At 71.9% G+C, this 21,364-nt stretch carries 22 protein-coding genes and 2 riboswitches; of the genes, 10 read left to right on the top strand and 12 right to left on the bottom strand.

The window, feature by feature from the left end; genetic code table 11:
• Positions 1 to 117: 117 nt before the first annotated feature.
• Positions 118 to 191: riboswitch (cobalamin riboswitch) on the bottom strand.
• 96 nt (positions 192 to 287) lie between these two features.
• Together ACFZDA_RS05230 and ACFZDA_RS05225 are read left to right on the top strand one after the other, a co-directional pair.
• Positions 288 to 965, top strand: coding sequence for a phosphotransferase (locus ACFZDA_RS05230; protein ID WP_391075157.1), 678 nt, complete (start codon positions 288 to 290; stop codon positions 963 to 965).
• A gap of 45 nt (positions 966 to 1,010) precedes the next feature.
• Positions 1,011 to 1,826, top strand: coding sequence for an SAM-dependent methyltransferase (locus ACFZDA_RS05225; protein WP_391075155.1), 816 nt, complete (start codon positions 1,011 to 1,013; stop codon positions 1,824 to 1,826).
• A 16-nt stretch (positions 1,827 to 1,842) separates the two neighbouring features.
• Here the strand turns inward: ACFZDA_RS05225 and ACFZDA_RS05220 are convergent, their stop codons facing one another.
• The 3 genes from ACFZDA_RS05220 to ACFZDA_RS05210 all read right to left on the bottom strand — a co-directional run bounded on the left by ACFZDA_RS05220 (position 1,843) and on the right by ACFZDA_RS05210 (position 4,399).
• Positions 1,843 to 2,748: a Scr1 family TA system antitoxin-like transcriptional regulator gene (locus ACFZDA_RS05220; RefSeq protein ID WP_391075152.1), complete on the bottom strand. Its 906-nt coding sequence runs from the start codon at positions 2,746 to 2,748 to the stop codon at positions 1,843 to 1,845.
• 90 nt (positions 2,749 to 2,838) lie between these two features.
• A complete protein-coding gene (locus ACFZDA_RS05215; protein WP_391075150.1) occupies positions 2,839 to 3,294 on the bottom strand; it encodes a nuclear transport factor 2 family protein in 456 nt (151 codons plus the stop codon).
• Positions 3,295 to 3,343: 49 nt separating this feature from the next.
• On the bottom strand, positions 3,344 to 4,399 hold the full coding sequence (locus tag ACFZDA_RS05210; RefSeq protein ID WP_391075147.1) for an MBL fold metallo-hydrolase: 1,056 nt from the start codon (positions 4,397 to 4,399) through the stop codon (positions 3,344 to 3,346).
• Between the two features lie 86 nt (positions 4,400 to 4,485).
• On the opposite strand from ACFZDA_RS05210, the gene ACFZDA_RS05205 reads away from it, so the two are divergent.
• Both ACFZDA_RS05205 and ACFZDA_RS05200 read left to right on the top strand, forming a co-directional pair.
• Positions 4,486 to 5,937, top strand: coding sequence for an aldehyde dehydrogenase family protein (locus tag ACFZDA_RS05205; protein ID WP_391075144.1), 1,452 nt, complete (start codon positions 4,486 to 4,488; stop codon positions 5,935 to 5,937).
• 2 nt (positions 5,938 to 5,939) lie between these two features.
• Positions 5,940 to 6,173 carry a 4Fe-4S domain-containing protein gene (locus tag ACFZDA_RS05200; protein ID WP_391075142.1) on the top strand — a complete coding sequence of 78 codons (234 nt, stop codon included), beginning with the start codon at positions 5,940 to 5,942 and terminating at the stop codon, positions 6,171 to 6,173.
• A gap of 127 nt (positions 6,174 to 6,300) precedes the next feature.
• Here the strand turns inward: ACFZDA_RS05200 and ACFZDA_RS05195 are convergent, their stop codons facing one another.
• Together ACFZDA_RS05195 and ACFZDA_RS05190 are read right to left on the bottom strand one after the other, a co-directional pair.
• Positions 6,301 to 6,621 carry a GYD domain-containing protein gene (locus ACFZDA_RS05195; protein WP_391075139.1) on the bottom strand — a complete coding sequence of 107 codons (321 nt, stop codon included), beginning with the start codon at positions 6,619 to 6,621 and terminating at the stop codon, positions 6,301 to 6,303.
• Positions 6,622 to 6,806: 185 nt separating this feature from the next.
• Positions 6,807 to 6,996: riboswitch (TPP riboswitch) on the top strand.
• A gap of 17 nt (positions 6,997 to 7,013) precedes the next feature.
• On the bottom strand, positions 7,014 to 7,676 hold the full coding sequence (locus ACFZDA_RS05190; protein ID WP_391075136.1) for a TetR family transcriptional regulator: 663 nt from the start codon (positions 7,674 to 7,676) through the stop codon (positions 7,014 to 7,016).
• A 211-nt stretch (positions 7,677 to 7,887) separates the two neighbouring features.
• Between ACFZDA_RS05190 and ACFZDA_RS05185 the strand changes: the two genes are divergently transcribed.
• From ACFZDA_RS05185 to ACFZDA_RS05175, 3 genes are read left to right on the top strand one after another with little or no spacing between them, the layout of a single operon-like run.
• Complete coding sequence (locus tag ACFZDA_RS05185) at positions 7,888 to 9,339, top strand: glycosyltransferase (protein WP_391075133.1); 1,452 nt, start codon at positions 7,888 to 7,890, stop codon at positions 9,337 to 9,339.
• Entirely contained in the window at positions 9,333 to 10,082 is a 750-nt protein-coding gene (locus ACFZDA_RS05180) for a methyltransferase domain-containing protein (RefSeq protein WP_391075131.1), read from the top strand. The genes ACFZDA_RS05185 and ACFZDA_RS05180 overlap by 7 nt, the downstream gene beginning before the upstream one ends.
• Positions 10,079 to 11,149: a prenyltransferase gene (locus ACFZDA_RS05175; protein ID WP_391075128.1), complete on the top strand. Its 1,071-nt coding sequence runs from the start codon at positions 10,079 to 10,081 to the stop codon at positions 11,147 to 11,149. The genes ACFZDA_RS05180 and ACFZDA_RS05175 overlap by 4 nt, the downstream gene beginning before the upstream one ends.
• 103 nt (positions 11,150 to 11,252) lie before the next feature.
• Here ACFZDA_RS05175 and ACFZDA_RS05170 read toward each other — a convergent pair whose 3' ends face one another.
• The gene (locus ACFZDA_RS05170) at positions 11,253 to 11,546 is read right to left on the bottom strand and encodes a hypothetical protein (protein WP_354735227.1); all 294 of its coding nucleotides are present in this window, start codon (positions 11,544 to 11,546) and stop codon (positions 11,253 to 11,255) included.
• 241 nt (positions 11,547 to 11,787) lie between these two features.
• On the opposite strand from ACFZDA_RS05170, the gene ACFZDA_RS05165 reads away from it, so the two are divergent.
• The 3 genes from ACFZDA_RS05165 to ACFZDA_RS05155 are packed head-to-tail and all read left to right on the top strand — an operon-like array spanning position 11,788 to position 15,243.
• Positions 11,788 to 12,945, top strand: coding sequence for a hypothetical protein (locus tag ACFZDA_RS05165; protein ID WP_391075125.1), 1,158 nt, complete (start codon positions 11,788 to 11,790; stop codon positions 12,943 to 12,945).
• The gene (locus tag ACFZDA_RS05160; protein ID WP_391075122.1) at positions 12,942 to 14,507 is read left to right on the top strand and encodes a substrate-binding domain-containing protein; all 1,566 of its coding nucleotides are present in this window, start codon (positions 12,942 to 12,944) and stop codon (positions 14,505 to 14,507) included. Before ACFZDA_RS05165 ends, ACFZDA_RS05160 begins: the two co-directional genes overlap by 4 nt.
• Positions 14,494 to 15,243, top strand: coding sequence for a hypothetical protein (locus tag ACFZDA_RS05155; protein WP_391075119.1), 750 nt, complete (start codon positions 14,494 to 14,496; stop codon positions 15,241 to 15,243). Before ACFZDA_RS05160 ends, ACFZDA_RS05155 begins: the two co-directional genes overlap by 14 nt.
• 10 nt (positions 15,244 to 15,253) lie before the next feature.
• On the opposite strand, the gene ACFZDA_RS05150 is transcribed toward ACFZDA_RS05155, so the two are convergent.
• The 6 genes from ACFZDA_RS05150 to ACFZDA_RS05125 all read right to left on the bottom strand — a co-directional run bounded on the left by ACFZDA_RS05150 (position 15,254) and on the right by ACFZDA_RS05125 (position 21,255).
• The gene (locus ACFZDA_RS05150) at positions 15,254 to 16,267 is read right to left on the bottom strand and encodes an LLM class F420-dependent oxidoreductase (RefSeq protein ID WP_391075117.1); all 1,014 of its coding nucleotides are present in this window, start codon (positions 16,265 to 16,267) and stop codon (positions 15,254 to 15,256) included.
• Between the two features lie 97 nt (positions 16,268 to 16,364).
• Positions 16,365 to 17,204, bottom strand: a complete 840-nt coding sequence (locus tag ACFZDA_RS05145; protein WP_391075114.1) for a hypothetical protein — start codon at positions 17,202 to 17,204, stop codon at positions 16,365 to 16,367.
• 159 nt (positions 17,205 to 17,363) lie between these two features.
• A complete protein-coding gene (locus ACFZDA_RS05140) occupies positions 17,364 to 18,317 on the bottom strand; it encodes an N-acetylmuramoyl-L-alanine amidase (RefSeq protein ID WP_391075111.1) in 954 nt (317 codons plus the stop codon).
• A 63-nt stretch (positions 18,318 to 18,380) separates the two neighbouring features.
• Positions 18,381 to 18,668 (bottom strand): hypothetical protein, encoded by a 288-nt coding sequence (locus ACFZDA_RS05135; protein ID WP_391075108.1) that lies wholly within the window; start codon positions 18,666 to 18,668, stop codon positions 18,381 to 18,383.
• Between the two features lie 107 nt (positions 18,669 to 18,775).
• Positions 18,776 to 19,426, bottom strand: coding sequence for a class I SAM-dependent methyltransferase (locus tag ACFZDA_RS05130; RefSeq protein WP_391075106.1), 651 nt, complete (start codon positions 19,424 to 19,426; stop codon positions 18,776 to 18,778).
• An 89-nt stretch (positions 19,427 to 19,515) separates the two neighbouring features.
• Complete coding sequence (locus tag ACFZDA_RS05125; protein WP_391075103.1) at positions 19,516 to 21,255, bottom strand: MFS transporter; 1,740 nt, start codon at positions 21,253 to 21,255, stop codon at positions 19,516 to 19,518.
• Between the last annotated feature and the right edge of the window lie 109 nt (positions 21,256 to 21,364).

The raw sequence follows: 21,364 nt of genomic DNA, 5'->3' as shown, positions 1-21,364 counted from the left end.
CTCTCCCTGCGGGGAGCCGGGCAGCACGGGGCACCCCCGGCGGCTCGGCTCCGTATACCTCGACGGTGCCGTGCACCGGCGCTCCGCCGGGCACGTGAGCCGGTCACGAACCGTACGGGGCGATCCGGCTCACCGCCTGGGCGGCAGTTCACGGTTGCGGGTCAGCGCCGGAATTGCACCGGCTTCCCCCTGTACGGGTGTGATGACGACCTGCCCACTGTACCCGCACGTCCACAACGGGCTCAGGGGTGTGGGGGCCGGTGCCGGGGCCGGAGTACCTTCGGCCCATGCCCATGCCACCACCGGGACCGCTGCTCGGCTCGGGCCGCCGCGCCGACGTGTACGCGCTCGACGAGGCGTGGGTGCTGCGGCGTGACCGGGAGGGCGGGGGCGACGCGGCGGGCGAGGGCGAGGTGATGCGGCACGTGCACGCCCACGGCTACCCGGTGCCCCGGGTCCGCCCGACCGGCTCGCGCACCGACCTGGTGATGGAACGGCTCTCCGGCCCGACCCTGCTCCAGGCCTGCCTGGCGGGCACGCTGGACCCGGCGGAGGCGGGCTCTGTCCTGGCCCGGCTGCTGCGCCGGCTCCACACCCTCCCCGCCCTGCGCTCCACCGACCCGGCCGTCCGCGTCCTGCACCTGGATCTGCACCCGGAGAACGTGATCCTGACCCCCGACGGCCCCCGCGTCATCGACTGGTCGAACACGCAGGAGGGCGACCCGGCCCTGGACCGGGCCGTGTCGGCCGTGATCCTCGCCCAGGCCGCCGTCGCCGGTGACCATCTCGCCGGCCCGGCCGGCACCATGCTGACCGCCCTCCTCGCCGACGCGTCCCCCCTCGGCCGGCCCGCCCTGACGGAGGCCCTGCGCCGCCGGTCCGCCGACCCGTCCATGAGCCGGGACGAAGTCGAACTGCTGGGCCAGGCAGAGGAGTTGATCCTGGCCCACGGTCGAACACGCTGACGGACAAGCTAACGTGGGCCTCCACGACCACACGCAGGAGCGTCCATGAGTGATCAGGCGGGGAACTCCGGGCAGGAGCCGCTTCCCAAGATCGACACGTCCGTGCCGCACTCGGCCCGGATCTGGAACTACTGGCTCGGCGGGAAGGACAACTACGAAGTCGACCGCGTGGCCGGTGACGCGTTCCGGGAGGTCTTCCCGGGCATCGAGACCGGGGCCCGCGCCGCCCGCTACTTCCTCGCACGCGCGGTCCGCCACCTCGCCGCCGAGGAGGGCATCCGCCAGTTCCTGGACATCGGCACCGGGCTGCCCAACGTGGACAACACCCATCAGATCGCCCAGGGGGTGGCCCCGGAGAGCCGGATCGTCTACGTCGACAACGACCCGCTGGTGCTGGCCCACGCCCGCGCGTTGCTCACCAGCACCCCGGAAGGCGTCACCAACTACGTCGACGCCGACCTGCGCGAGCCGGGCACGATCATCCGGGAAGCCGGCAAGACGCTGGACTTCGGCCGGCCCGTCGCTCTCATGCTGATGGGCATCCTGGGCCACATCGAGGACCACGACGAGGCACGCTCGATCGTGCGGCAGCTGGTGGAGGCCCTGCCCTCCGGCAGCTACCTCGTCCAGTACGACAGCACGGACACCAGCGAGGACTACGTCCGGGCCATCGAGCAGTACAACGACGGCGGCTCGATCCCCTACATCCTGCGCAGCCCCGAGCAGATCGCCCGCTACTTCGACGGTCTGGAACTGCTCGAACCGGGCGTGACGTCCTGCTCGCGCTGGCGCCCCGACGCCGCGGCCCTGGATTTGCCGGCGGAGGTGCACCAGTACGGCGGCGTCGCCCTCAAGATTTGAACCCGGCCCGGCGGGATCAGGTCTCCTGAAGGATGCGGTGGAGGATGGTCGGAGTCTCGTCCGGCGACTCGGCTTCGACCACCAGCCGGTTCATCGCGTCCCAGTAGCGCTCGATCTCGGCCGGCCGGTCAGGATAGAGCGCGGTGGTGAGCTGTTCGAGGTAGACCACGTCGGGCAACTCACCGCCGGGCAGGCGCACGATCGTGACCGGACCGCCCTCCGCGGCGTGGCCGCCGGCGCCGAACGGCAGGATCTGGACCGTGACCTGAGGCAGCCGGCACATCTCGATGAGATACCTGAGCTGGGCGCGCATGACGGAGAGACCGCCCACCGGGCGACGCAGCGCCGCCTCGTCGATCACCGCCCACAGCCGGGTCGGCGGCTGCCGGTGCAGTATCCGCTGGCGGGTCAGCCGCAGCGCGACCCGGCGTTCCATCTCCCGCGCACCGGCGTCCGGGTGGGCGAGCCGGAGGCAGGCCCGTGCGTAGTCGGCGGTCTGGAGCAGTGCGGGAACGCGCTGGACCTGGAAGCAGCGGATGACGCCGGCCGCCTGCTCGGCGCCGAGGTACGTCTGCGTCCAGGCGGGCACCACGTCGCTGTAGTACTGCCACCAGGCCGGGGTGTTGGCCTGCTCGGCCAGCGCCAGCAGGGTCGCGCGCTCGGCCTCGTCCGTGACGCCGTAGTGCGTGAGCAGATCGGTGACGTCCCGCAGCTTGAACCCGTGCCGGCCCGCCTCCATCCGGCTGATCTTGGACGGGGAGGCCCGGATGACATGCCCCGCGTCCGCCCGGCCGATGCCCCGCTCCTCGCGCAGTCGCCTGAGCCGGGCGCCCAGCACCAGCCGCGGCACCATGGGCCCGGCCGATCTGCTGTCCAGGGCTCCGCTGCCGGACGTCGTACGAGCGGCCTCTTCGGTGCCCATGGGATGTCTCCTTGCGGTGGAACGCAGCTCCGCAGGCCTGGGAGCGCCGCGGCATATTCATCCTAGGGGCCTGCCCGGACATCATCCGGCTTATGCCGAAGGTGAGTTCGGCCGCGGGGTGGCTCCGCCGAAGGGAAGGTGCAGGGTCCGGGAGGCGAGCAGCCAGACGCCGTCGGCCCTGTGGAACGTGTCCTCGTAGTGCCCGGCCTGGACCGGCGGCCCGGCCGGGACGACGCCGCCCTCGTAGCCGTCGACGCGGTAGGTCGTGAAGTACGAGATCGCCGTGGCCGTGTCCCAGGACGTCACCGTGACCAGGACGTTGGACATCATGCGCCGGGACAGCCGGTCGGCGGGGCGGGAGCCGAAATAGCCGCGCAGGGCGGCCCGGCCCTTGACCAGCCGTCCGTCCTCAGGCCACTGCCAGACGCCGTCCTCGGTGAACAGCTCGGCCACACAGGAGGGTTCGCCGAGGTCGAGCCGGTGGACGAAGTCGATGATCAGGCGCTCGCAGGCGCGTTCGGCCAGGAGGCGTTCCAAGGGGTCCATGACGGATGCGTAGCATCCCGGCGGCCCGTCCTGCGCCGGGTTTGCCACCTCATCGCACCGCCGTGTACGTCACCGGATCGCTCCCCGGCACCGCCTCCGCCCGGCCCGCCTTCACCAGGCGGCGCAGATGGGACTCGGCCTCCGAGACGGCGATGGTGCGGGAGCCGTGGGGGATGTCGGCCCAGGGGCGGTTCCACTCCATGCGCTCGGCGAGCTGCCAGGGCGTGAGCGGGTCGGCGAGGAGGGTCAGCAGGTCGGTGAGGCGGGCCTCGTGGTGGGCGAGCAGGTCGCGGACCCGGGCGGCGGCGTCGGGGAACGCGTGCTGATGGGCCGGGAGTACCTCCGCGGGGGCGAGGCGGCCGACGCGTTCCAGGGAGTCGAGGTAGTCGCCCAGGGGGTCGGTGACGGTGGTGTCGTCGGGGTCCTCGTAGAGGCCGATGTGCGGGGTGATCTCGGGCAGCAGGTGGTCGCCGGAGAACAGGCGGCCGTGGCCGGGGAGCCCGGCGGGGTGGGTCTCCTCCAGGTGGAGGCAGACGTGGCCCGGCGTGTGGCCAGGGGTCCAGATCGCGCGCAGGCGGCGGCCGGGGAGGTCGAGGAGTTCGCCGGGGACGATGTCGCGGTCGGGCAGGGCGGGGGAGAGGCCGGGCAGGGCGCGGGGCCGGGCCGCACGCAGCGGGGCGATGTGCTCCTCCGGGGCGCCGGCGGCGGCGAGCTTGGCCGTCATGTACGTGAACCAGCGCTCGGGACGGGCCTGGCGGGTCCGCCGTACGACCGCCGTGTCCGCCGCGTGCAGCGCGATCCAGGCGCCCGACGCCTCGCGGACCCGGCCGGACAGGCCGTGGTGGTCCGGGTGGTGGTGGGTGACGACGACGCCGTGGATCTCGGTGACCGAGGTGCCGCAGGCGGTGAGACCGGCCGCGAGGGTGTCCCAGGACGCGGGGTCGTCCCAGCCGGTGTCGATCAGTACCGGGCCCCGGTCGGTGTCGACGACGTACACCAGCGTGTGGCCGAGGGGGTTGTCCGGGATGGGGACGCGCAGGGACCGGACGCCTCCGCCGTGGTCGTGCACCGCCGGTGCCGGCTCGCGGTCCTGGCTGCTCTTCATGTGCCCTCCGTTCCACGGCCATTGCCCACTATAACGAGAACTGGTATCAGTTCCTGAAACACCGTCAGATGTGAAGGCAGTCGGCCATGACCGAGCTCGTGGAACACGGACAGCTGTTCGTCGGCGGGGAGTTGACCGACCCCCTGGGTACGGACGTCATCGAGGTGGTCTCACCGCACACGGAAGAGGTCATCGGACGCGTCCCGCACGCCTCGACTGCGGATGTGGACCGGGCCGTGGGGGCGGCCCGGCGGGCCTTCGACGAGGGCCCCTGGCCGCGCATGAGCCTCGACGAGCGGATCGAGGTCGTGAGCAGGATCAAGGACGGGATCGCCGCCCGGCACGACGAGATCGCCCGCGTGATCTCCGCCCAGAACGGCTCGCCGTACTCCTGGAGCGTCCTCGCCCAGGCCCTCGGCGCCGTCATGGTCTGGGACTCGGCGATCACCGTCGCGCGGAACTTCACCCACGAGGAGCGGCGCGACGGCGTGCTGGGCAGGATCCTGGTGCGGCGTGAACCGGTCGGGGTCGTCGCCGCCGTCGTGCCCTGGAACGTCCCGCAGTTCGTCGCCGCCGCCAAGCTCGCCCCCGCGCTGCTCACCGGCTGCACGGCCGTGCTCAAGCCCTCGCCGGAGTCGCCGCTGGACGCGTACCTGCTCGGCGAGATCGCGCGGGAGGCCGGGCTGCCCGAGGGCGTGCTGTCGATCCTGCCCGCCGACCGGGAGGTGAGCGAGTACCTGGTCGGGCACCCCGGCATCGACAAGGTGTCCTTCACCGGGTCGGTCGCGGCCGGCAAGCGCGTGATGGAGGTCGCCGCCCGCAACCTCACCCGCGTGACCCTCGAACTGGGCGGCAAGTCGGCCGCCGTCGTCCTGCCGGACGCGGACGTCGGGACGGCCGTGGCGGGCATCGCCCCCGCGGCCTGGATGAACAACGGGCAGGCCTGCGTCGCCCAGACCCGCATCCTCCTCCCGCGCTCTCGCTACGACGAGTTCGCCGACGCCCTCGCCGCCGCGGCGGGCGCGCTGACGGTCGGCGACCCGCTGGACCCCGCCACCCAGGTGGGCCCGCTGGTGGCCCGGCGGCAGCAGCGGCGCAACCTCGACTACATCCGCATCGGCCAGGAGGAGGGCGCCAAGATCCTCACGGGCGGCGGACGCCCGGCCGGACTCGACCGCGGCTGGTACGTCGAACCGACCCTCTTCGGCGACGTCGACAACTCCATGCGCATCGCCCGCGAGGAGATCTTCGGCCCGGTGATCTGCCTGCTGCCCTACGACGACGAGTCCGACGCCGTGAAGATCGCCAACGACTCCGACTACGGGCTGAGCGGCAGCGTGTGGACGGCGGACGTCGAGCACGGCATCGAGATCGCCCGGCAGGTCCGTACCGGCACGTACTCGGTCAACACCTTCAGCCTGGACATGCTGGGCCCCTTCGGCGGCTACAAGAACTCGGGCCTGGGGCGGGAGTTCGGGCCCGAGGGGTACGGCGAGTACCTGGAGCACAAGATGATCCACCTCCCGGCGGACGCGTAGCGATGGGCGACCGCTGGCACGTGGAGGTCGACCGCTCCCTGTGCATCGGCTCCGCCCAGTGCCTCCACCACGCGCCGGACGGCTTCCGCCTGGACGCCGCCCGGCAGTCCCATCCGTCCGCCCCGGACACGGACGCGAACGAGCGGGTGCTGGCGGCGGCGGAGAACTGTCCCGTGGAGGCCATCACGATCACGCTGGGGGAGAGCGGGGAGCCGGTGTTCCCGCCGGAGGAGTAGGGGCAGCCGCCGCCCCGGGCCCGTCAGGCGCCGGTGGAGCGGCCGCCGCTTCTGGATCCTCAGGTGCTGGTGGTGCGGCCGGTGTGTGGTCCGTCCGGTGCCGGTGGGACGGCCGGTTCCGGGTCCCTCAGGCGCCGGGTGCCCGGTAGTCCACCTGCTGCCGGACGGCCTCGTCCACGTCCTCGGGCGACAGCAGGACGACCGTGCTCGTGCGGACCCCGCCCGCGGCCGAGACGACCATGCCCATGGCCGCGGCGGAGGTGTTGCCCGGCAGCTCCGCCGTGACGTAGACGTCGTCGTCGCCGAAGGCCCAGTACATCGTCTCGACCCGGCCCCCGAGGCCCTCGACCATGCGCCCGACGACGTCACGCCGCGTGCTCCCGCCCTCCTTGAGCAGGCCCTTCAGTCCGTCCGGGGTGAGCTTCACCTTGAACAGGTACTTCGGCATGGGGTTGCCCTCTCACTTCAGCCCGAAAAGTCGCTTTTACTCCCTCATGTTCCTTCCGGCTCGGTGTTTCGTCGCGGCGACTGGGCCTCAAGAGGGGCATATGGGTCACTCAGGATATTTAGGTAAAAAATTCCGCACAGGGGCTTCTCTTCCCGGCCAGAAGTTCTAGCCTGGAATCAGGCCTACGGGACGAGTGAGGGAGTCCGACCGGAGTTGGCCGACTCTGGCTGGAAGTTTCGGCTTCCGCCGGTGCCGACTGCGACGGTAGGGCTGAGAGGCCGGAAGGTCGAAGGATCGAGAGGTCCTGAGACCGGAAGGCGACCCCCAGAACCTGATCCGGACCATGCCGGCGAAGGGAACCCGTCTCGTAGGTCATTCATGTGCGCCGGGGGTCATTCGCGAGCGTCGGGCGCCGTCAGGTCGATCAGCCGGCACACCGTCTCGATGTCGATCTTGACCTGGGCGATGGAGGCGCGGCCCGACAGCCAGGTGATGAGGGCCGAGTGCCAGGTGTGCTCGATGACCCGGACCGCCGAGAGCTGCTCCCCGGTGGGGTGTTCCAGCCCCATCGCGTCCAGGATGATCGCCGTCGTCTGCCGGGAGACCTGGTCGACCTCGGGGCTCACGCTGCGGTCGGCGAAGGTGAGGGCCCGGACCATCGCGTCGGCCAGATGCGGTTCGCGCTGGAGGGCGCGGAAGGCCCGCATCAGCGTCTCCGCGACCCGGTCGGCCGCCGTCTCGCCCTGCGGGGGCTTCTTGCGCAGCGTGCCGTGCATGTGCTCCAACTGGTCCTGCATGGTGGCGACCAGCAGATGGACCTTGGAGGGGAAGTAGCGGTACAGCGTGCCGAGCGCCACCTGCGAGGACTCCGCGACCTCGCGCATCTGCACGGCGTCGAAGCCGCCCCGGCTGGCCAGTTGCGCGCTCGCGTGCAGGATGCGGCGACGGCGGGCCTCCTGCCGCTCCGTCAGGGGCGGGGAGCCGGGGGCTGTGGCTCTGGCATCCACCTTGGCCACCTTGTTCACCATGGCGCTCACCTTGGCTTCCGCGGGCATGGGTCGGGCCCGTTCCGTGACCGTCCGTGAGGACGAGTGATCAGACAGCATGGCACGGCGCCCGCCGTGGCGTGAATCACCTGATCCACTGCTCACAGCACCCCTACCTGCCGGTAGATTCAGAGCCTCCGAACGATCAAGTCTGAAACTTGTTCTAGATTAGCGTCCCGGCGTAATCTCGCGGGACAGAGCAGTCAGAAGGGGGCCCAGAGTGACCGCTGAGGCCAGGGAGGCCGGGGCTCCGGAGGACCCCGCCGCCGACGGCTTGCGACCGCTCCACATCGCGCTCCTCACCTATAAAGGGAACCCGTTCTGCGGCGGCCAGGGCGTCTACGTCCGGCACCTCTCGCGCGAACTGGCCCGCCTCGGCCACCAGGTCGAGGTCATCGGCGCACAGCCGTATCCCGTGCTCGACGAGGGGTACGACGGGCTCAGCCTCACCGAGCTGCCCAGCCTCGACCTCTACCGCCAGCCGGATCCTTTCCGCACCCCGAAGCGCGACGAGTACCGCGACTGGATCGACGCGCTCGAAGTCGCGACCATGTGGACCGGCGGCTTCCCCGAACCCCTGACGTTCTCGCTGCGCGCCCGCCGCCATCTGCGCGCCCGCCGCGGCGAGTTCGACGTCGTCCACGACAACCAGACCCTCGGGTACGGCTTGCTGGGAGACGTGGGCGCCCCCCTGGTGACCACGATCCACCACCCCATCACCGTCGACCGGCAGTTGGAGCTGGACGCGGCGCAGGGCCGGCAGCGGCGCTTCTCCGTGCGGCGCTGGTACGGCTTCACCCGCATGCAGAAGCGCGTCGCGCGCCGGCTGCCGTCCGTCCTCACCGTCTCCGGCACGTCCCAGCGGGAGATCATCGACCACCTCGGCGTCCGACAGGACCGCATCCACGTCGTCCACATCGGCGCCGACACCGACCTGTTCTCGCCGGACCCCTCGGTGCCGGTCGTACCGGGCCGGATCGTGACGACGTCCAGCGCCGACGTGCCGCTGAAGGGCCTGGTCCATCTCGTCGAGGCACTCGCCAAGGTGCGCACCGAGCACCCCGGCGCCCACCTCGTCGTCGTCGGCAAGCGCCCGGCCGAGGGACCCGTCGCCCAGGCGATGGAGCGCTACGGCCTCGACGGCGCCGTTGAGTTCGTCAAGGGCATCTCCGACGCCGAACTCGTCGACCTGGTGCGCTCGGCGCAGATCGCCTGCGTGCCGTCGCTCTACGAGGGCTTCTCGCTGCCGGCCGCCGAGGCCATGGCGACCGGGACGCCCCTGCTCGCCACGACCGGCGGGGCGATCCCCGAGGTCGCCGGCCCAGACGGGGAGACCTGCCTCGCGGTGCCGCCGGGCGACTCGCAGGCACTGGCGGCCGGGCTGGTCCGGCTGCTGGGCGACCCGGAGCTGCGCGCGCGGCTCGGAGCGGCCGGGCGGGAACGGGTGCTGCGGCACTTCACCTGGGCCAGGGCGGCGGAGGGCACGGTGGTGCGCTACCGCGAGGCGATCGCCCGCGCGGGGGGTGACCCCCAGGGCCGCCCCGCGCGCCGGGCCTTTGGCGGTTTGGCGGCGGGCGGCGACCGCTCGACGCCCCCGGCTCCCGCAGGTGCTGTCTGCGCGGCCACCACAGATGTAGCAGGCGTCAACTCCGAAAGCAGGGCCACGTGCTGACCGTCGACTTCTCCCGGTTCCCGCTCGCCCCGGGCGACCGTGTCCTGGACCTCGGCTGTGGCGCCGGCAGGCACGCGTTCGAGTGCTACCGGCGCGGCGCGCAGGTCGTGGCGCTGGACCAGAACGCCGAGGAGATCCGCGAGGTCGCCCAGTGGTTCGCGGCGATGAAGGAGGCCGGCGAGGCCCCCGAGGGCGCCACCGCCACGGCCATGGAGGGCGACGCCCTCGCACTGCCCTTCCCCGACGAGTCCTTCGACGTCGTCATCATCTCCGAGGTGATGGAGCACATACCGGACGACAAGGGCGTCCTCGCCGAGATGGTGCGCGTGCTCAAGCCCGGCGGGCGCATCGCCGTCACCGTCCCGCGCTACGGCCCCGAGAAGGTCTGCTGGACCCTGTCCGACGCCTACCACGAGGTCGAGGGCGGCCACATCCGCATCTACAGGGCGGACGAGCTGCTGGAGAAGATCCGCGAGGCCGGCCTGGAGCCGTACGGCACCCACCACGCCCACGCCCTGCACTCGCCCTACTGGTGGCTGAAGTGCGCGTTCGGCGTCGACAACGACAAGGCGCTGCCGGTGCGGGCGTACCACAAGCTCCTGGTCTGGGACATCATGAAGAAACCGCTGGCCACCCGGGTCGCGGAGCAGGCGCTGAACCCGCTGATCGGCAAGAGCTTCGTGGCGTACGCGACCAAGCCCCACCTGCCGCGCCTGTCCGACACCGGGGCGGACGCCCAGTGACGACTCCCCGGACGGAACACCTGGTCCTGCCCGGGGTCCTCACCGCCCCGCAGGCCGCCGCGACCGTCGCCGGCATCCTCGCCGTGCAGCGCGAGGACGGCGCGATCCCCTGGTTCCGGGGCCACCACCTCGACCCCTGGGACCACGTCGAGGCCGCCATGGCACTCGACGCGGCCGGTGAACACGAAGCCGCCGAACGGGCCTACCTGTGGCTGGCCCGGCACCAGAACGACGACGGCTCCTGGTACGCGGCCTACGCCGACGGCGACTTCGCCGAGGTCACCGACCGGGGCCGGGAGACCAACTTCGTCGCCTACACAGCCGTCGGCGTCTGGCACCACTACCTCTCCACCGGCGACGACACGTTCCTGGACCGGATGTGGCCGGCGGTGTACGCGGCCGTGGAGTTCGTGCTGCGCCTGCAGCAGCCCGGCGGCCAGATCGGCTGGCGGCGCGACGACGACGGCACGGACACGGCGGACGCCCTGCTGACCGGCAGCTCCTCCGTCCACCACGCGCTGCGCTGCGCGCTGGCGATCGCCGAACAGCGGGAAGAGGCCCAGCCGGACTGGGAGTTGGCCGCGGGCGCGCTGCGGCACGCCATACGCCGGCATCCCGAGCGGTTCCTCGACAAGAACCGTTACTCGATGGACTGGTACTACCCCGTGCTCGGCGGCGCCCTGACCGGCGCGGAGGCCAAGGCCCGCATAGAGGAGGACTGGGACCGGTTCGTCGTCCCCGGGCTGGGGGTGCGGTGCGTGGTTCCCAACCCGTGGGTGACGGGGGGCGAGTCAGCGGAACTCGCCCTGGCGCTGTGGGCGATGGGGGAGTCGGACCGTGCGCTGGAGATCCTCCAGTCGATCCAGCACCTGCGCGATCCGGAGAGCGGGCTGTACTGGACGGGGTACGTCTTCGAGGACGACGCCATCTGGCCGCGGGAGTTGACCACCTGGACTGCGGGGTCGCTGCTGCTGGCCGTGGCCGCACTTGGGGGCCATGAGGCCACGTGCCGGGTCTTCGGCGGTGAGGGTCTGCCTGTGGGGCTGGACTCGGAGTGCTGCGCCTGAGAGCTCGGGGGGTTGTGGCCGTGGGGCGGGCGCGGGTTGTGTGTGGTTGATCGCGCTCACGCGGCGGAGCCGCATGTCGGCACAGCCCCGCGCCCCTGGGGTGTCAGTGCCGGTGTACTCGATTGGCGATCGCGTGGCCCACGAACAAGTAGACCACCGCTGCCAGGCCGTAGCCCGCGACCACTCGGGCCCAGGCCTCGTCGAACGTGAAGAGGTCGTGGGACCAGCCCGCGAGCCAGCGGGCCGCGTCGTGGACGAACTGGACGAAGTCGTTCGCCCGGTTGGCGTCCAGCAGGTACATCAGAATCCACAGGCCCAGGATGAGGGCCATGATGTCGGCGACGACGGCGATGACCGTGCCGGCCTGATTCGCACCGTTGCGATATCGAGGGGACATGCCCACCGGGTAGCCCGCGAGGCCTCGTTCAAACCCCGGGCGTTTCTTACCGCGTTCAACCGAAGTTCCCGGAAGGGCCGTTCGGGGTACACCCGCATCACCGACGATCCTGGCCGGCACACGGGGAGAGCACAGGTGTCACGGGGGGAGAGCGCAGGTGCCCGCGAACAGACCCACCACCGAAGAGCCTCGGTTAACCGTCACCAGACCCCCGCGCCGACGCCTGCGCAGAGCCCTGGCGTTGGCGCTGCCCGTCCCGGTCATCGGGCTGGTCCTGCTGGTGACCTCCGGGAACCTGCTGTTGCCGGTGCGGCAGGTGGTCACGATAGAGGCCAAGATGGCCTCGAAGAGGGACTTCTTCCAGGACCCCGTGGTCGAGCGGCTTCTCATGAAGCACGGCTTCCGCGTGCACATCACCAACATGGGCTCGCGTGAGATCGCCAAGCAGGACTACGCGGGGTACGACGTCGTCTTCCCCTCCGGCCAGCCGGCCGCCGATCTGATCAGCCGGGAGCGCGCCCGGGCGAACCGTCCGGTGCTGCTGTACCGCCCGTTCGTCAGCCCCATCGTGCTCGCCACCTACCGGGACTACGCCGAGGTGCTCACGGCGGAAGGCGTCGCGGAGCGCCTGCCGGGCGCGGGCAGCCGGCCGATGTACTACACCCTCGACATGCGGAAGTTCATCGATCTCGCGCACGGCAAGAGGAAGGGCGCCCAGCGCGATTCCCGGGACGGGTACCGCTGGGACGAGATCGACCGCGACGACCTCGTCCGCAACGGCAACAAGATCCTCGCCCAGACCTCCGACATCTGCGAGTCCAACTCCGCCGGCACCTACCTCGGACTCGTGGCTTTCGTCGAGCACGGGAACGACGCGCCGGACAGCGAGGCCGAGGCCGAGCGACTCGCCCGGAAGATCAAGCCGCTCCTCGTCGAGCAGGGACTGCCGTCCGCCGAACGCGCCGAAACGTATCTGTCCCCCGACGGGCACAGCATCGCCCCGATCTCGGTGATCTACGAGCACCAGTTCCTCGCCCACCAGATCCGGCACCGGGCGGCGAAGGGCACGACCGATGGCGAGCGCGTCCTTCTCTACCCGTCCACACGCTTCGTCACCGAACCCCAGCTCGTCGCCCTGACCGGCGACGGCGCCCGGCTCGGCGAACTGATCAGCACCGACCGCGAACTCCAGCACCGAGCCCTGGAGCTGGGCTTCCGGGCCCGCAACGCCCCCGACGGCGCGACCAGCGACGAACTCACCCGGTTCCTCACCGAGCGGCACATCCCGGTACCCACCACCTCCTCCGACGACACCCGGGCGGTCCTGCCCAGCCTGCCCCTGCTGGAGAAGATGATCGAGATCGTCGGAGACTGCCCGGACCGGACGGGCAGCCGGTGAAGCGCCGCGCGGGCCTGCTGGCGCTCTGCCTGGCGCTCCTCACCGCCTCGCTCACCGCCTGCTCGGGCGACGACGGTGACGACACGGTCCGGCTGCGCGTGCTCGCCGGCCCCGACCTCACCGTGCCGGCCCCGGTGCTGGCGGAGTTGAGGGACGAGACCGGCATCGACCTGCGCCTGGACCACCGGCCCGACGCCGAGACGCAGACCCCCGACCGCGACAGGTACGACCTCGCCTGGCTGTCGTCCGACCGCTTTCTGCGTCTCACCCACAAGAGCGCGACGCGGGGACTGCAGCGCACCCCCATCATGACGTCCCCCGTCGTCATCGGCCTGAAGCCCGACGTGGCACGAGGGCTCCGCGCCCGGGTGCCCGGCGCCCGGCTCACCTGGGCGGACATCGCGGACGCCGCCGCCACGGGCACCGTCCGCTTCGGCATGGCCGACCCCCGGCACGCCGGCAGCGGGCTCGCCGCCCTCGTCGGCGTCGCCACCGCCGCGGCCGGCACCGGAGCCGCACTGCGCCCCCAGGACGTCTCCTGCGACCGGCTGCGCGGCTTCCGCTCCGGCCAGACCCTCACCGCCGACACCGGCCCCGCCCTCGTCGACTCCTACGTCGATCACCAGGACGAGGCCAACGCCCTCATCACCTACGAGTCCGACCTGCTCGCCCTCAACGCCACCGACCGCCTCGACGACCGCCTGGAGATCGTCCGCCCCGAAGACGGCATGGTCCTGGCGGACTTCCCGCTGCTCCTGCTGAACCCGGCCCACCGGACGGCGTACGACAAGGTCACGCAGTGGCTGCGGCGCGACTCGGTGCAGCGGCAGCTCATGCGGGACACGCTGCGCCGCCCCGTGAACACGGCGGTCACCCGGGACCCGCGGCTGCGCGAACCGGTCGGCAACGCGCTCTTCTACCCCGACCGGCCCGCCGTCGTCGAAACCCTGCTGGCGGACTACGGCGACCCCGGCCGCCGCACCACGAGCCAGGTGGTCTTCCTGCTCGACTTCTCCGGCTCGATGCGCGGCGCCCGGATGGCCGCCCTGCGCCGGGCCTTCGCCGGACTCAGCGGCGCGGACCCCTCCGCCTCCGGCAAGTTCACCCGCTTCTACCGGGGCGAGCGCCTGACCGTCGTCCGGTTCGGGGGCCGCGTGCTGGAGGAGAAGACCGTCACCGTCACCGGCCCGAAGGACCTGACCGCCCTCGCCGGCACCGTCGCCCGGGGCGGCTACGGCGACGCCACCGCCGTGTGGTCCGCCCTCGACCACGGCTACCGCACCGCCGCCCGGGAACGGGCCGCCGACCCCGACCGCTCCGTCTCCCTCGTCCTGATGACGGACGGCGAGAACAACGCGGGCCTGTCCTATGCCGAGTTCGTACGCCGTCACAAGGCGCTGCCCCCCGGCGTGCGCGCGGCCGTCCACACCTACCCCGTCCACTTCGGCGAGGCCGACGCGAGGGAACTACGGCGCGCGGCGGCGCGGACGGGCGGCCGGATGGTGGACGCCGCCGGCTCGTCCCTTTCCGAGGCTTTCAAGGAGATCCGTGGCTGTCACTGACGCACTGTGGTGGAGCCTTTGGTGGCCGTGGATGACGGTCTGGCTGGTGACGGCCGCCGGCGTGCTCGTCCTCGCGGTGGTCCTGGTGCGCCATGCCCGGGAGCGGCGCAGACACCTGCGGCGCTGGCAGTCGGCGTACAGCATCTGCCTGTACCTCGACGAGCAGGCGGTGATGGACCTGTACGAGCTCGGCAACTACCGGTCCGCGCTGGAGGAGGCCGTCGAGCTGCGGACGAAGGTCGACACCAGTGTCGGTTTCTGGAGCCGGCTGCTGACCTGGCTGTTCCGGTTCCGGCTGAAGCGGGACGTCAGCCAGGAGACGTTCCGCAAGTTCGTGCGCAAGGACAAACCGATCAACGTCATCGGTGTGGTCCTTCAGGCCTTCGACCGGGCCGACGCCATCGTCCACGCCGACCTGACCACCCTGACCGTCGTCCCCAACCGGAACCTCGCCGACGACCTGGCGGACGGCCGTACGGTGACCCTGAGCCGCATCGGCGCATTCGTCTCGGTCAAAGGCGTCTTCACCCGCGTGCCGGACGTGGCGGAGGGATTCGAGCTGCGGGCCGAGTACGGCGAGGAGCAGCCCCCGGTGTCCATGCGCGTCGTGGCCCCCGGGAACGCGCGCCGCTCCATCCCGGCCGGCACCTTCACGGCCCGCTGCCTCGGCAAGATGACCGGCTGGCGCGAGGAGACCCGCGAGGTGACGCTGGAGGCGATCGCGATCTTCTGGTGACCGCCGCCGCTCACCGGGAGTTGAGTTCGGCCAGCACGCGCAGGGTGTGCGGGTCGGGTGCGAGGGCCAGGAGGTCGGTCACGGGCCCTTCGCGCCACAACTCCAGTCGTTCCGCGATGCGTTCGCGCGGCCCCACCAGGGAGATCTCGTCGGCGAAGGCGTCCGGCACGGCGAGGACGGCTTCCTCCCGGCGGCCGGACAGGAACAACTCCTGGATCCGGCGGGCCTCCTCCTCGTACCCCATGCGGGCCATCAGGTCGGCGTGGAAGTTGCGGGTCGCGTGTCCCATGCCGCCGATGTAGAAGCCGAGCATGGCCTTGACGGGCAACAGGCCGTCGGCGACGTCGTCGCAGACCCGGACCTGGGCCAAGGGGGCGACGAGGAAGCCTTCGGGAAGGTCGCGCAGCGCGGGGCCGTACACCTCCGGCCGCGTCGGCGACCAGTACAGCGGCAGCCAGCCGTCGGCGATCCGGGTCGTCTGGGCGACGTTCTTCGGCCCCTCCGCGCCGAGCAGGACCGGCAGGTCCGGGCGGAGCGGGTGGGTGATCGGTTTGAGGGGCTTGCCGAGGCCGGTGGCGTCCGGGCCCCGGTAGGGGTGGGCGTGGAAACGGCCGGCCAGCTCGACCGGCGCCTCCCGCCGCAGCACCTGCCGTACGACGTCGACGTACTCACGGGTGGCGGTCAGCGGCGACTTCGGGAACGGGCGGCCGTACCAGCCCTCGACGACCTGCGGGCCGGACAGGCCCAGGCCCAGCATCATGCGACCGCCGGAGAGATGGTCGAGGGTGAGCGCCTGCATGGCGGTGGTGGTCGGTGGACGGGCCGCCATCTGCGCGACCGCCGTGCCCAGCTTGATGGTGGAGGTGCGGGCGGCGATCCAGGCGAGCGGCGTGAACGCGTCCGAGCCCCACGACTCGGCCGTCCACACCGAGTCGTAGCCCAGCCGCTCGGCCTCCTGCGCGAGCGGCACATGGGCGGGGGAGGGGCCGCGACCCCAGTAACCGAGGGCGAGACCGAGCCGCACGCCTGCCTCCTGACGGATCGTCAGCCGATGTGGGCGACGACTGTACGGCAACGGCCCCCCACCCGGAAGAGTGAGGGGCCGTACGTCGCTTCGGGGCTCAGCCGCGCTGGATGCCCGAGGTGTCCTGGAGGACGCCGCGACGGCCGTCCTGCGTCTGGGCGACCAGGACCGGACCGCGCTGCTCGACGGCCAGGTACCAGGTGCCCGGCGCGAGTTCGGCGATCGGCGTCGGCGAACCGTCCTCCGCGAACAGCGGCCGCGGCACCGGCACCGCGAACCAGAACGGCGAGAAGTCCCCGGCCGGGGGCTGCGGCGCCTGCGCCTGCTGCGGCTGCGGCTGCCCGGCGTACGGCTGCCCCGGCTGCCCGGGCTGTCCCGGCTGCGGGTGACCGTAGCCACCCGGCTGCTGGGCGCCCGGGTAGCCGTAACCACCGGGCGGCTGCGCACCGTAGGGCTGCGCGGCGGCCGGGCGCGGGGCCGGGATGAGGGCGCCCTTGAGGGCGGGGACGAGGGGGGTGGCGAGGGCGGCGGCGGCCAGGAGCAGCGTGGCGACGAGGGCGAGGATCATGCCGATGCCGGGGCTCGGAGCGCCCTCGCTGTTGTTGCCGAAATTGTCGAAGCCGCCGGGCACGTCGAAGATGTTGCCGAGGGCGCTCCACGCGGCGAACACGGTGAAGGCGGCACCGAACTGACCGAGATCGAGACCCGCGATCTTCGGCACCTGCGGCAGGCCCCGGGCGACGACGAGGAGCGCGGCGCCGATGATCCCCGCCAGTACGACGCTGAACACGACCGGCCCGCTTCCCCACAGGCTGGGGAGGTCGACGCTGTCGGGGACATTGTCGAACGAGTAGAGGTCGAGGAACGACGCGATCAACAGCAACACCGCTGCACCGATCACCACGCCGTCGCCTCGAGTGAGGGAGCGGATATTCACCTTAGGTCCTTCGTAGGTCGTCTCATCGTCGGTAGAGGCGTCGCTGCCACCATGTCGCCGTCAGGCCCCGGTGTGGAGCGCGGGGGTGACCCCTCATCGTACGAACGGACCCTATCGTCCGCCCGACCAGGGTGTCCGCCCGGATCAGCCCGCCGAGGACTACCCGCGCAGGAAACTCACGATTCCCTCAGAGATCCCTTGCGCCGCCTTCTGCCGCCACGCGCCACTGGTCAGCAGCGCCGCGTCCTTGCTATCGCGCATGTTGCCGCACTCGATGAACACCTTGGGAACCGTTGACAGATTGAGACCGCCCAGGTCCTTACGCGTGACGAGACCCGTGCCGTCGCCGATGTAGTTGGACGGGGCGCTGCCGGTGACGGCCACGAAGCGGCCCGCGACGCGCTCGCCGAGGTCGCGGGAGGGGGTGACGATCGCGCGGGTGTCGGCGGCGCCGGCGTGGACCGCACCGGGCAGGATGACGTGGAAGCCGCGGTTGCCGGCGCCCGAGCCGTCCGCGTGGACCGAGACCACGGCGTCGGCCTTCGCCCCGTTGCCGATCCGGGCCCGCTCGTCCACGCACGGGCCGTACGGCCGGTCGCCGTCCTGCGTCAGCTTCACCGTGGCGCCCTGCGCTTGGAGGAGTGTGCGCATCCGGTGCGCCACGTCCAGGGTGAACTTCGCCTCGGTGTAACCGTCGTTGGTGGAGGTGCCGGTGGTGTCGCACTCCTTCCAGTTCGTCCCGATGTTCACCTTGCGGTTGATCTCGGAGGCGTGCTGGAAGTTCTCCGGGTTGTGCCCGGGGTCGATGACGACGACCTTTCCCTTGAGCGGGCCGGAGGCCGGGGCGGGCGCGGAGGCCGAGGGCGTGTGCGAGGGCCTCGGTGAGTCGCCCCGCTCCTTGGCGTCGCCGGAAGGCGCGTTCGACGCGGCGGGCGAGGAGGACCGTACGGTCGCGTGTCCCGACCCCCCGTCGTCCCCCGAGCCGCCCACCGTCTCGTACACGAGCCAGCCGAGCAGCGCCCCGGGCACCAGCGCGGCGAGCGCGACGGTCAGGGGGCCGCGGCGGGGGCGGCGGGGCTGGGGAGGTTCGAAGTCAGGGCCTACATACGACACGGGTGTCACCCTAACTGCCGTCGCGGGGCGGCAGCGGTTCGACGACGGCCGGGCGGGCGGCGGCTACTCCCCGTTCGCGTCGGGGTCCCCGTGCCGTACCGCCTCCTTCACCCGAGCCTCGATCTCCTGGCGCGGGGTGTCCTCCTGCCTCGCGTACGCGGTCACCGCCGCCTGGACGTCGCGGGCGAGGTCGCGCCAGGCCCGCCAGGCGGTCTCCCAGGTGCTGGTCTGCTGGGCGCTCCACTTGGTCTGGGTGGGCGGACCGTAGGCGTCCTGCAGTTGCCGCACGCGGGCGTACGCCTCGTCCGCCGCGCGCTGCTTCTCCACGAGCTCTGCGAAGGTGTGTGCCACGCGCCCGGATCCTTGGGCAGCGGCGGTCACCCGCCGACTCGCCACGCCGCCCGTGGGCCGACCGGGAGGGCGTGGCGGGGGTGCAGTTCACCCGGCCAGCCGTTCGGCTAGAGACCGGGGCCGGTGCGCCGCAGCACGCGCAGGGAGTCCGTCGCCGAGACCTCGGTGAACGCGCCGGAGGCGAGGGCCCTGAGGTAGACGCGGTACGGGGCCTGGCCGGTGAACTCGTCCTCCGGCTCGGGGAAGACGTCGTGGATGACGAGCAGGCCGCCCTCGGCCACGTGCGGGGCCCATCCCTCGTAGTCGGCGGTGGCGTGCTCGTCGGTGTGGCCGCCGTCGATGAAGACGAAGCCGAGCGGGGTCTGCCAGATCGCCGCGATCTGCGGGGAGCGGCCGACCAGGGCGACCACGTGCCCCTCCAGGCCCGCCTGGTGCAGCGTGCGGCGGAACGTGGGCAGCGTGTCCATCAGGCCGAGCTCGGGGTCGACCGTCTCCGGGTCGTGGTACTCCCAGCCCGGCTGCTGCTCCTCGCTGCCCCGGTGGTGGTCGACGGTGAGCGCGGTGACGCCGGCCTCGCGGGCCGCGTCGGCGAGCAGGATCGTGGAGCGGCCGCAGTACGTGCCGACCTCCAGCAGCGGCAGCCCGAGCCGCCCGGCCTCCACCGCCGCCGCGTACAGCGCCAGGCCCTCACCCACGGGCATGAACCCCTTCGCCGCCTCGAAAGCGGCAAGGATCTCGGGCTCGGGGGCCGTGGTCATGGGGTTCCTTCCGGTCGAGCGACGGTCCGGGCGCCCATGCTGCCGGACCCCTGCCGGGGGGTGACAGGGGGTCCGGGTGGGCAGCGGGGTCAGACGGAGACCGTCTCGCCCGGCAGCGACAGGTCCAGGTCGACCGGTCGCTCGTCGCCCGTGTGGGTCGCGGACGAGGCGAGCGGGGCGTGGCCGGTGGCGCGGGCGGCGACGACGTAGGAACCCCCGGCCGGGACGGTGAGGGCGTAGGCGCCGTCCTCGGCGGAGAGCGTCGCGCCGGCCTGGCGGCCCCGGCGGTCGATCAGCGTGACCTTGGCGCGGGCGACCGGCGCGCCGTCCGCCGCCAGGACGCGGCCCCGGAAGCCGCGCAGGACCTGCTCGGCCCGTTCCAGGCCCGCGTCCTCCTCGCTGCTGGCGCGCAGCTGCGGCTTGTCCGAGGGCCGGCGGCCGGGCAGGAAGAGGGCCAGGAGCAGGCCCACGGCGACCGCGCCGGTCGCGATCAGGAAGGAGAGCCGGAAGCCGTGCATGGTCGGGATCTCGACGCCGCCGACGTTGTCCGCGGTGTTCGCCAGCACCATGCCGATGACGGCGCTCGACACGGACGTGCCGATGGAGCGCATCAGGGTGTTGAGGCCGTTCGCGGCGCCCGTCTCCGAGGCCGGGACGGCGCCCACGATCAGCGCGGGCAGCGAGGAGTAGGCCAGGCCGATGCCCGCGCCCAGCAGGACCGAGATGACCAGGCTCTGCCAGGCGGCGCTCATCAGGCCGAGGCCGGCGCCGTAGCCGATCGCGATGATCAGCAGGCCGAGGATCAGGGTGAGCTTGGGGCCGTACTTCGCGGACAGCCGGGCGTAGACGGGCGCGGTGAGCATCATCGTCAGGCCGAGCGGCGCGACGAGCAGGCCCGCGACGACCATCGACTGGCCGAGGCCGTATCCGGTGGACTTCGGCAGCTGGAGCAGCTGGGGCAGGACCAGGGAGACGACGTAGAAGGAGACGCCGACCATGATCGAGGCGAGGTTGGTGAAGAGGACGGCCGGGCGGGCCGTGGTGCGCAGGTCGACCAGCGGGGCCTTGACGCGCAGTTCCATCACGCCCCACAGGAGCAGGACGACCGCGGCGGCGGCGAAGAGGCCGAGCGTGGTGCCGGAGGTCCAGCCCCAGTCGCTGCCCTTGGTGATCGGCAGCAGGAAGAGCACGAGCCCGGTGGACAGACCGAGGGCGCCCGGCAGATCGAAGGAGCCCTGGGCGCGCATCGGCGACTCGGGCACGACGAGCAGGGTGAGGGCGATGGCGAGGACTCCGAGGCCGGCGGCGCCGTAGAACAGGGCGTGCCAGTCGCTGTGCTGGGCGACCAGGGCGGCGGCCGGCAGGGCGAGGCCCCCGCCGACGCCGATGGAGGAGCTCATCAGGGCCATCGCCGAGCCGAGCTTCTCGCGGGGCAGCATGTCGCGCATCAGGCCGATGCCGAGCGGGATGGCGCCCATCGCGAAGCCCTGCAGCGTGCGGCCGGTGATCATGAGCAGCAGGTCGCTGGTCGACGCGCTGACCAGGGCGCCGACGACCATGACCGTCAGGCTCGTGATCAGCATGCGCCGCTTGCCGTAGAGGTCGCCGAGGCGCCCCATGATCGGGGTGGCCACGGCGCCCGAGAGGAGGGTCGAGGTCAGGACCCAGGTGGCGTCGCTGGGGGCGGTGTCCAGCAGTTGCGGCAGGTCCTTGATGACCGGGACGAGCAGGGTCTGCATCACCGCGACAACGATGCCCGCGAAGGCGAGCACCGGGACCACGGCCCCGCTCGCTCTGCCGGCGGGAGGGACTGTCGTCGTCTGCGTCATGGAGAGGGGCCTCCAGGCCAGGGATGTTCGGGAGGTGCGTGCTTACGTGAGGCGTGAACCTCGTATGCGTAGGCAACTATTCCGTTGCTTCGGCACTCTAACGAAACCT

It is taken from the genome of Streptomyces sp. NPDC007991, assembly GCF_042958445.1.
Taxonomy (GTDB): domain Bacteria; phylum Actinomycetota; class Actinomycetes; order Streptomycetales; family Streptomycetaceae; genus Streptomyces.
The sequence above is the reverse complement of the archived record's forward strand: the minus strand, read 5'-3'. Positions and strand labels throughout refer to the sequence as shown.

Coding starts and splice junctions, on each gene's coding strand:
- ACFZDA_RS05220 (WP_391075152.1), bottom strand. CDS start 2,748: ATGGGCACCGAAGAGGCCGCTCGTACGACGTCCGGCAGCGGAGCCCTG.
- ACFZDA_RS05125 (WP_391075103.1), bottom strand. CDS start 21,255: ATGACGCAGACGACGACAGTCCCTCCCGCCGGCAGAGCGAGCGGGGCC.
- ACFZDA_RS05230 (WP_391075157.1), top strand. CDS start 288: ATGCCCATGCCACCACCGGGACCGCTGCTCGGCTCGGGCCGCCGCGCC.
- ACFZDA_RS05215 (WP_391075150.1), bottom strand. CDS start 3,294: ATGGACCCCTTGGAACGCCTCCTGGCCGAACGCGCCTGCGAGCGCCTG.
- ACFZDA_RS05225 (WP_391075155.1), top strand. CDS start 1,011: ATGAGTGATCAGGCGGGGAACTCCGGGCAGGAGCCGCTTCCCAAGATC.
- ACFZDA_RS05205 (WP_391075144.1), top strand. CDS start 4,486: ATGACCGAGCTCGTGGAACACGGACAGCTGTTCGTCGGCGGGGAGTTG.
- ACFZDA_RS05190 (WP_391075136.1), bottom strand. CDS start 7,676: ATGCCCGCGGAAGCCAAGGTGAGCGCCATGGTGAACAAGGTGGCCAAG.
- ACFZDA_RS05200 (WP_391075142.1), top strand. CDS start 5,940: ATGGGCGACCGCTGGCACGTGGAGGTCGACCGCTCCCTGTGCATCGGC.
- ACFZDA_RS05170 (WP_354735227.1), bottom strand. CDS start 11,546: ATGTCCCCTCGATATCGCAACGGTGCGAATCAGGCCGGCACGGTCATC.
- ACFZDA_RS05130 (WP_391075106.1), bottom strand. CDS start 19,426: ATGACCACGGCCCCCGAGCCCGAGATCCTTGCCGCTTTCGAGGCGGCG.
- ACFZDA_RS05195 (WP_391075139.1), bottom strand. CDS start 6,621: ATGCCGAAGTACCTGTTCAAGGTGAAGCTCACCCCGGACGGACTGAAG.
- ACFZDA_RS05210 (WP_391075147.1), bottom strand. CDS start 4,399: ATGAAGAGCAGCCAGGACCGCGAGCCGGCACCGGCGGTGCACGACCAC.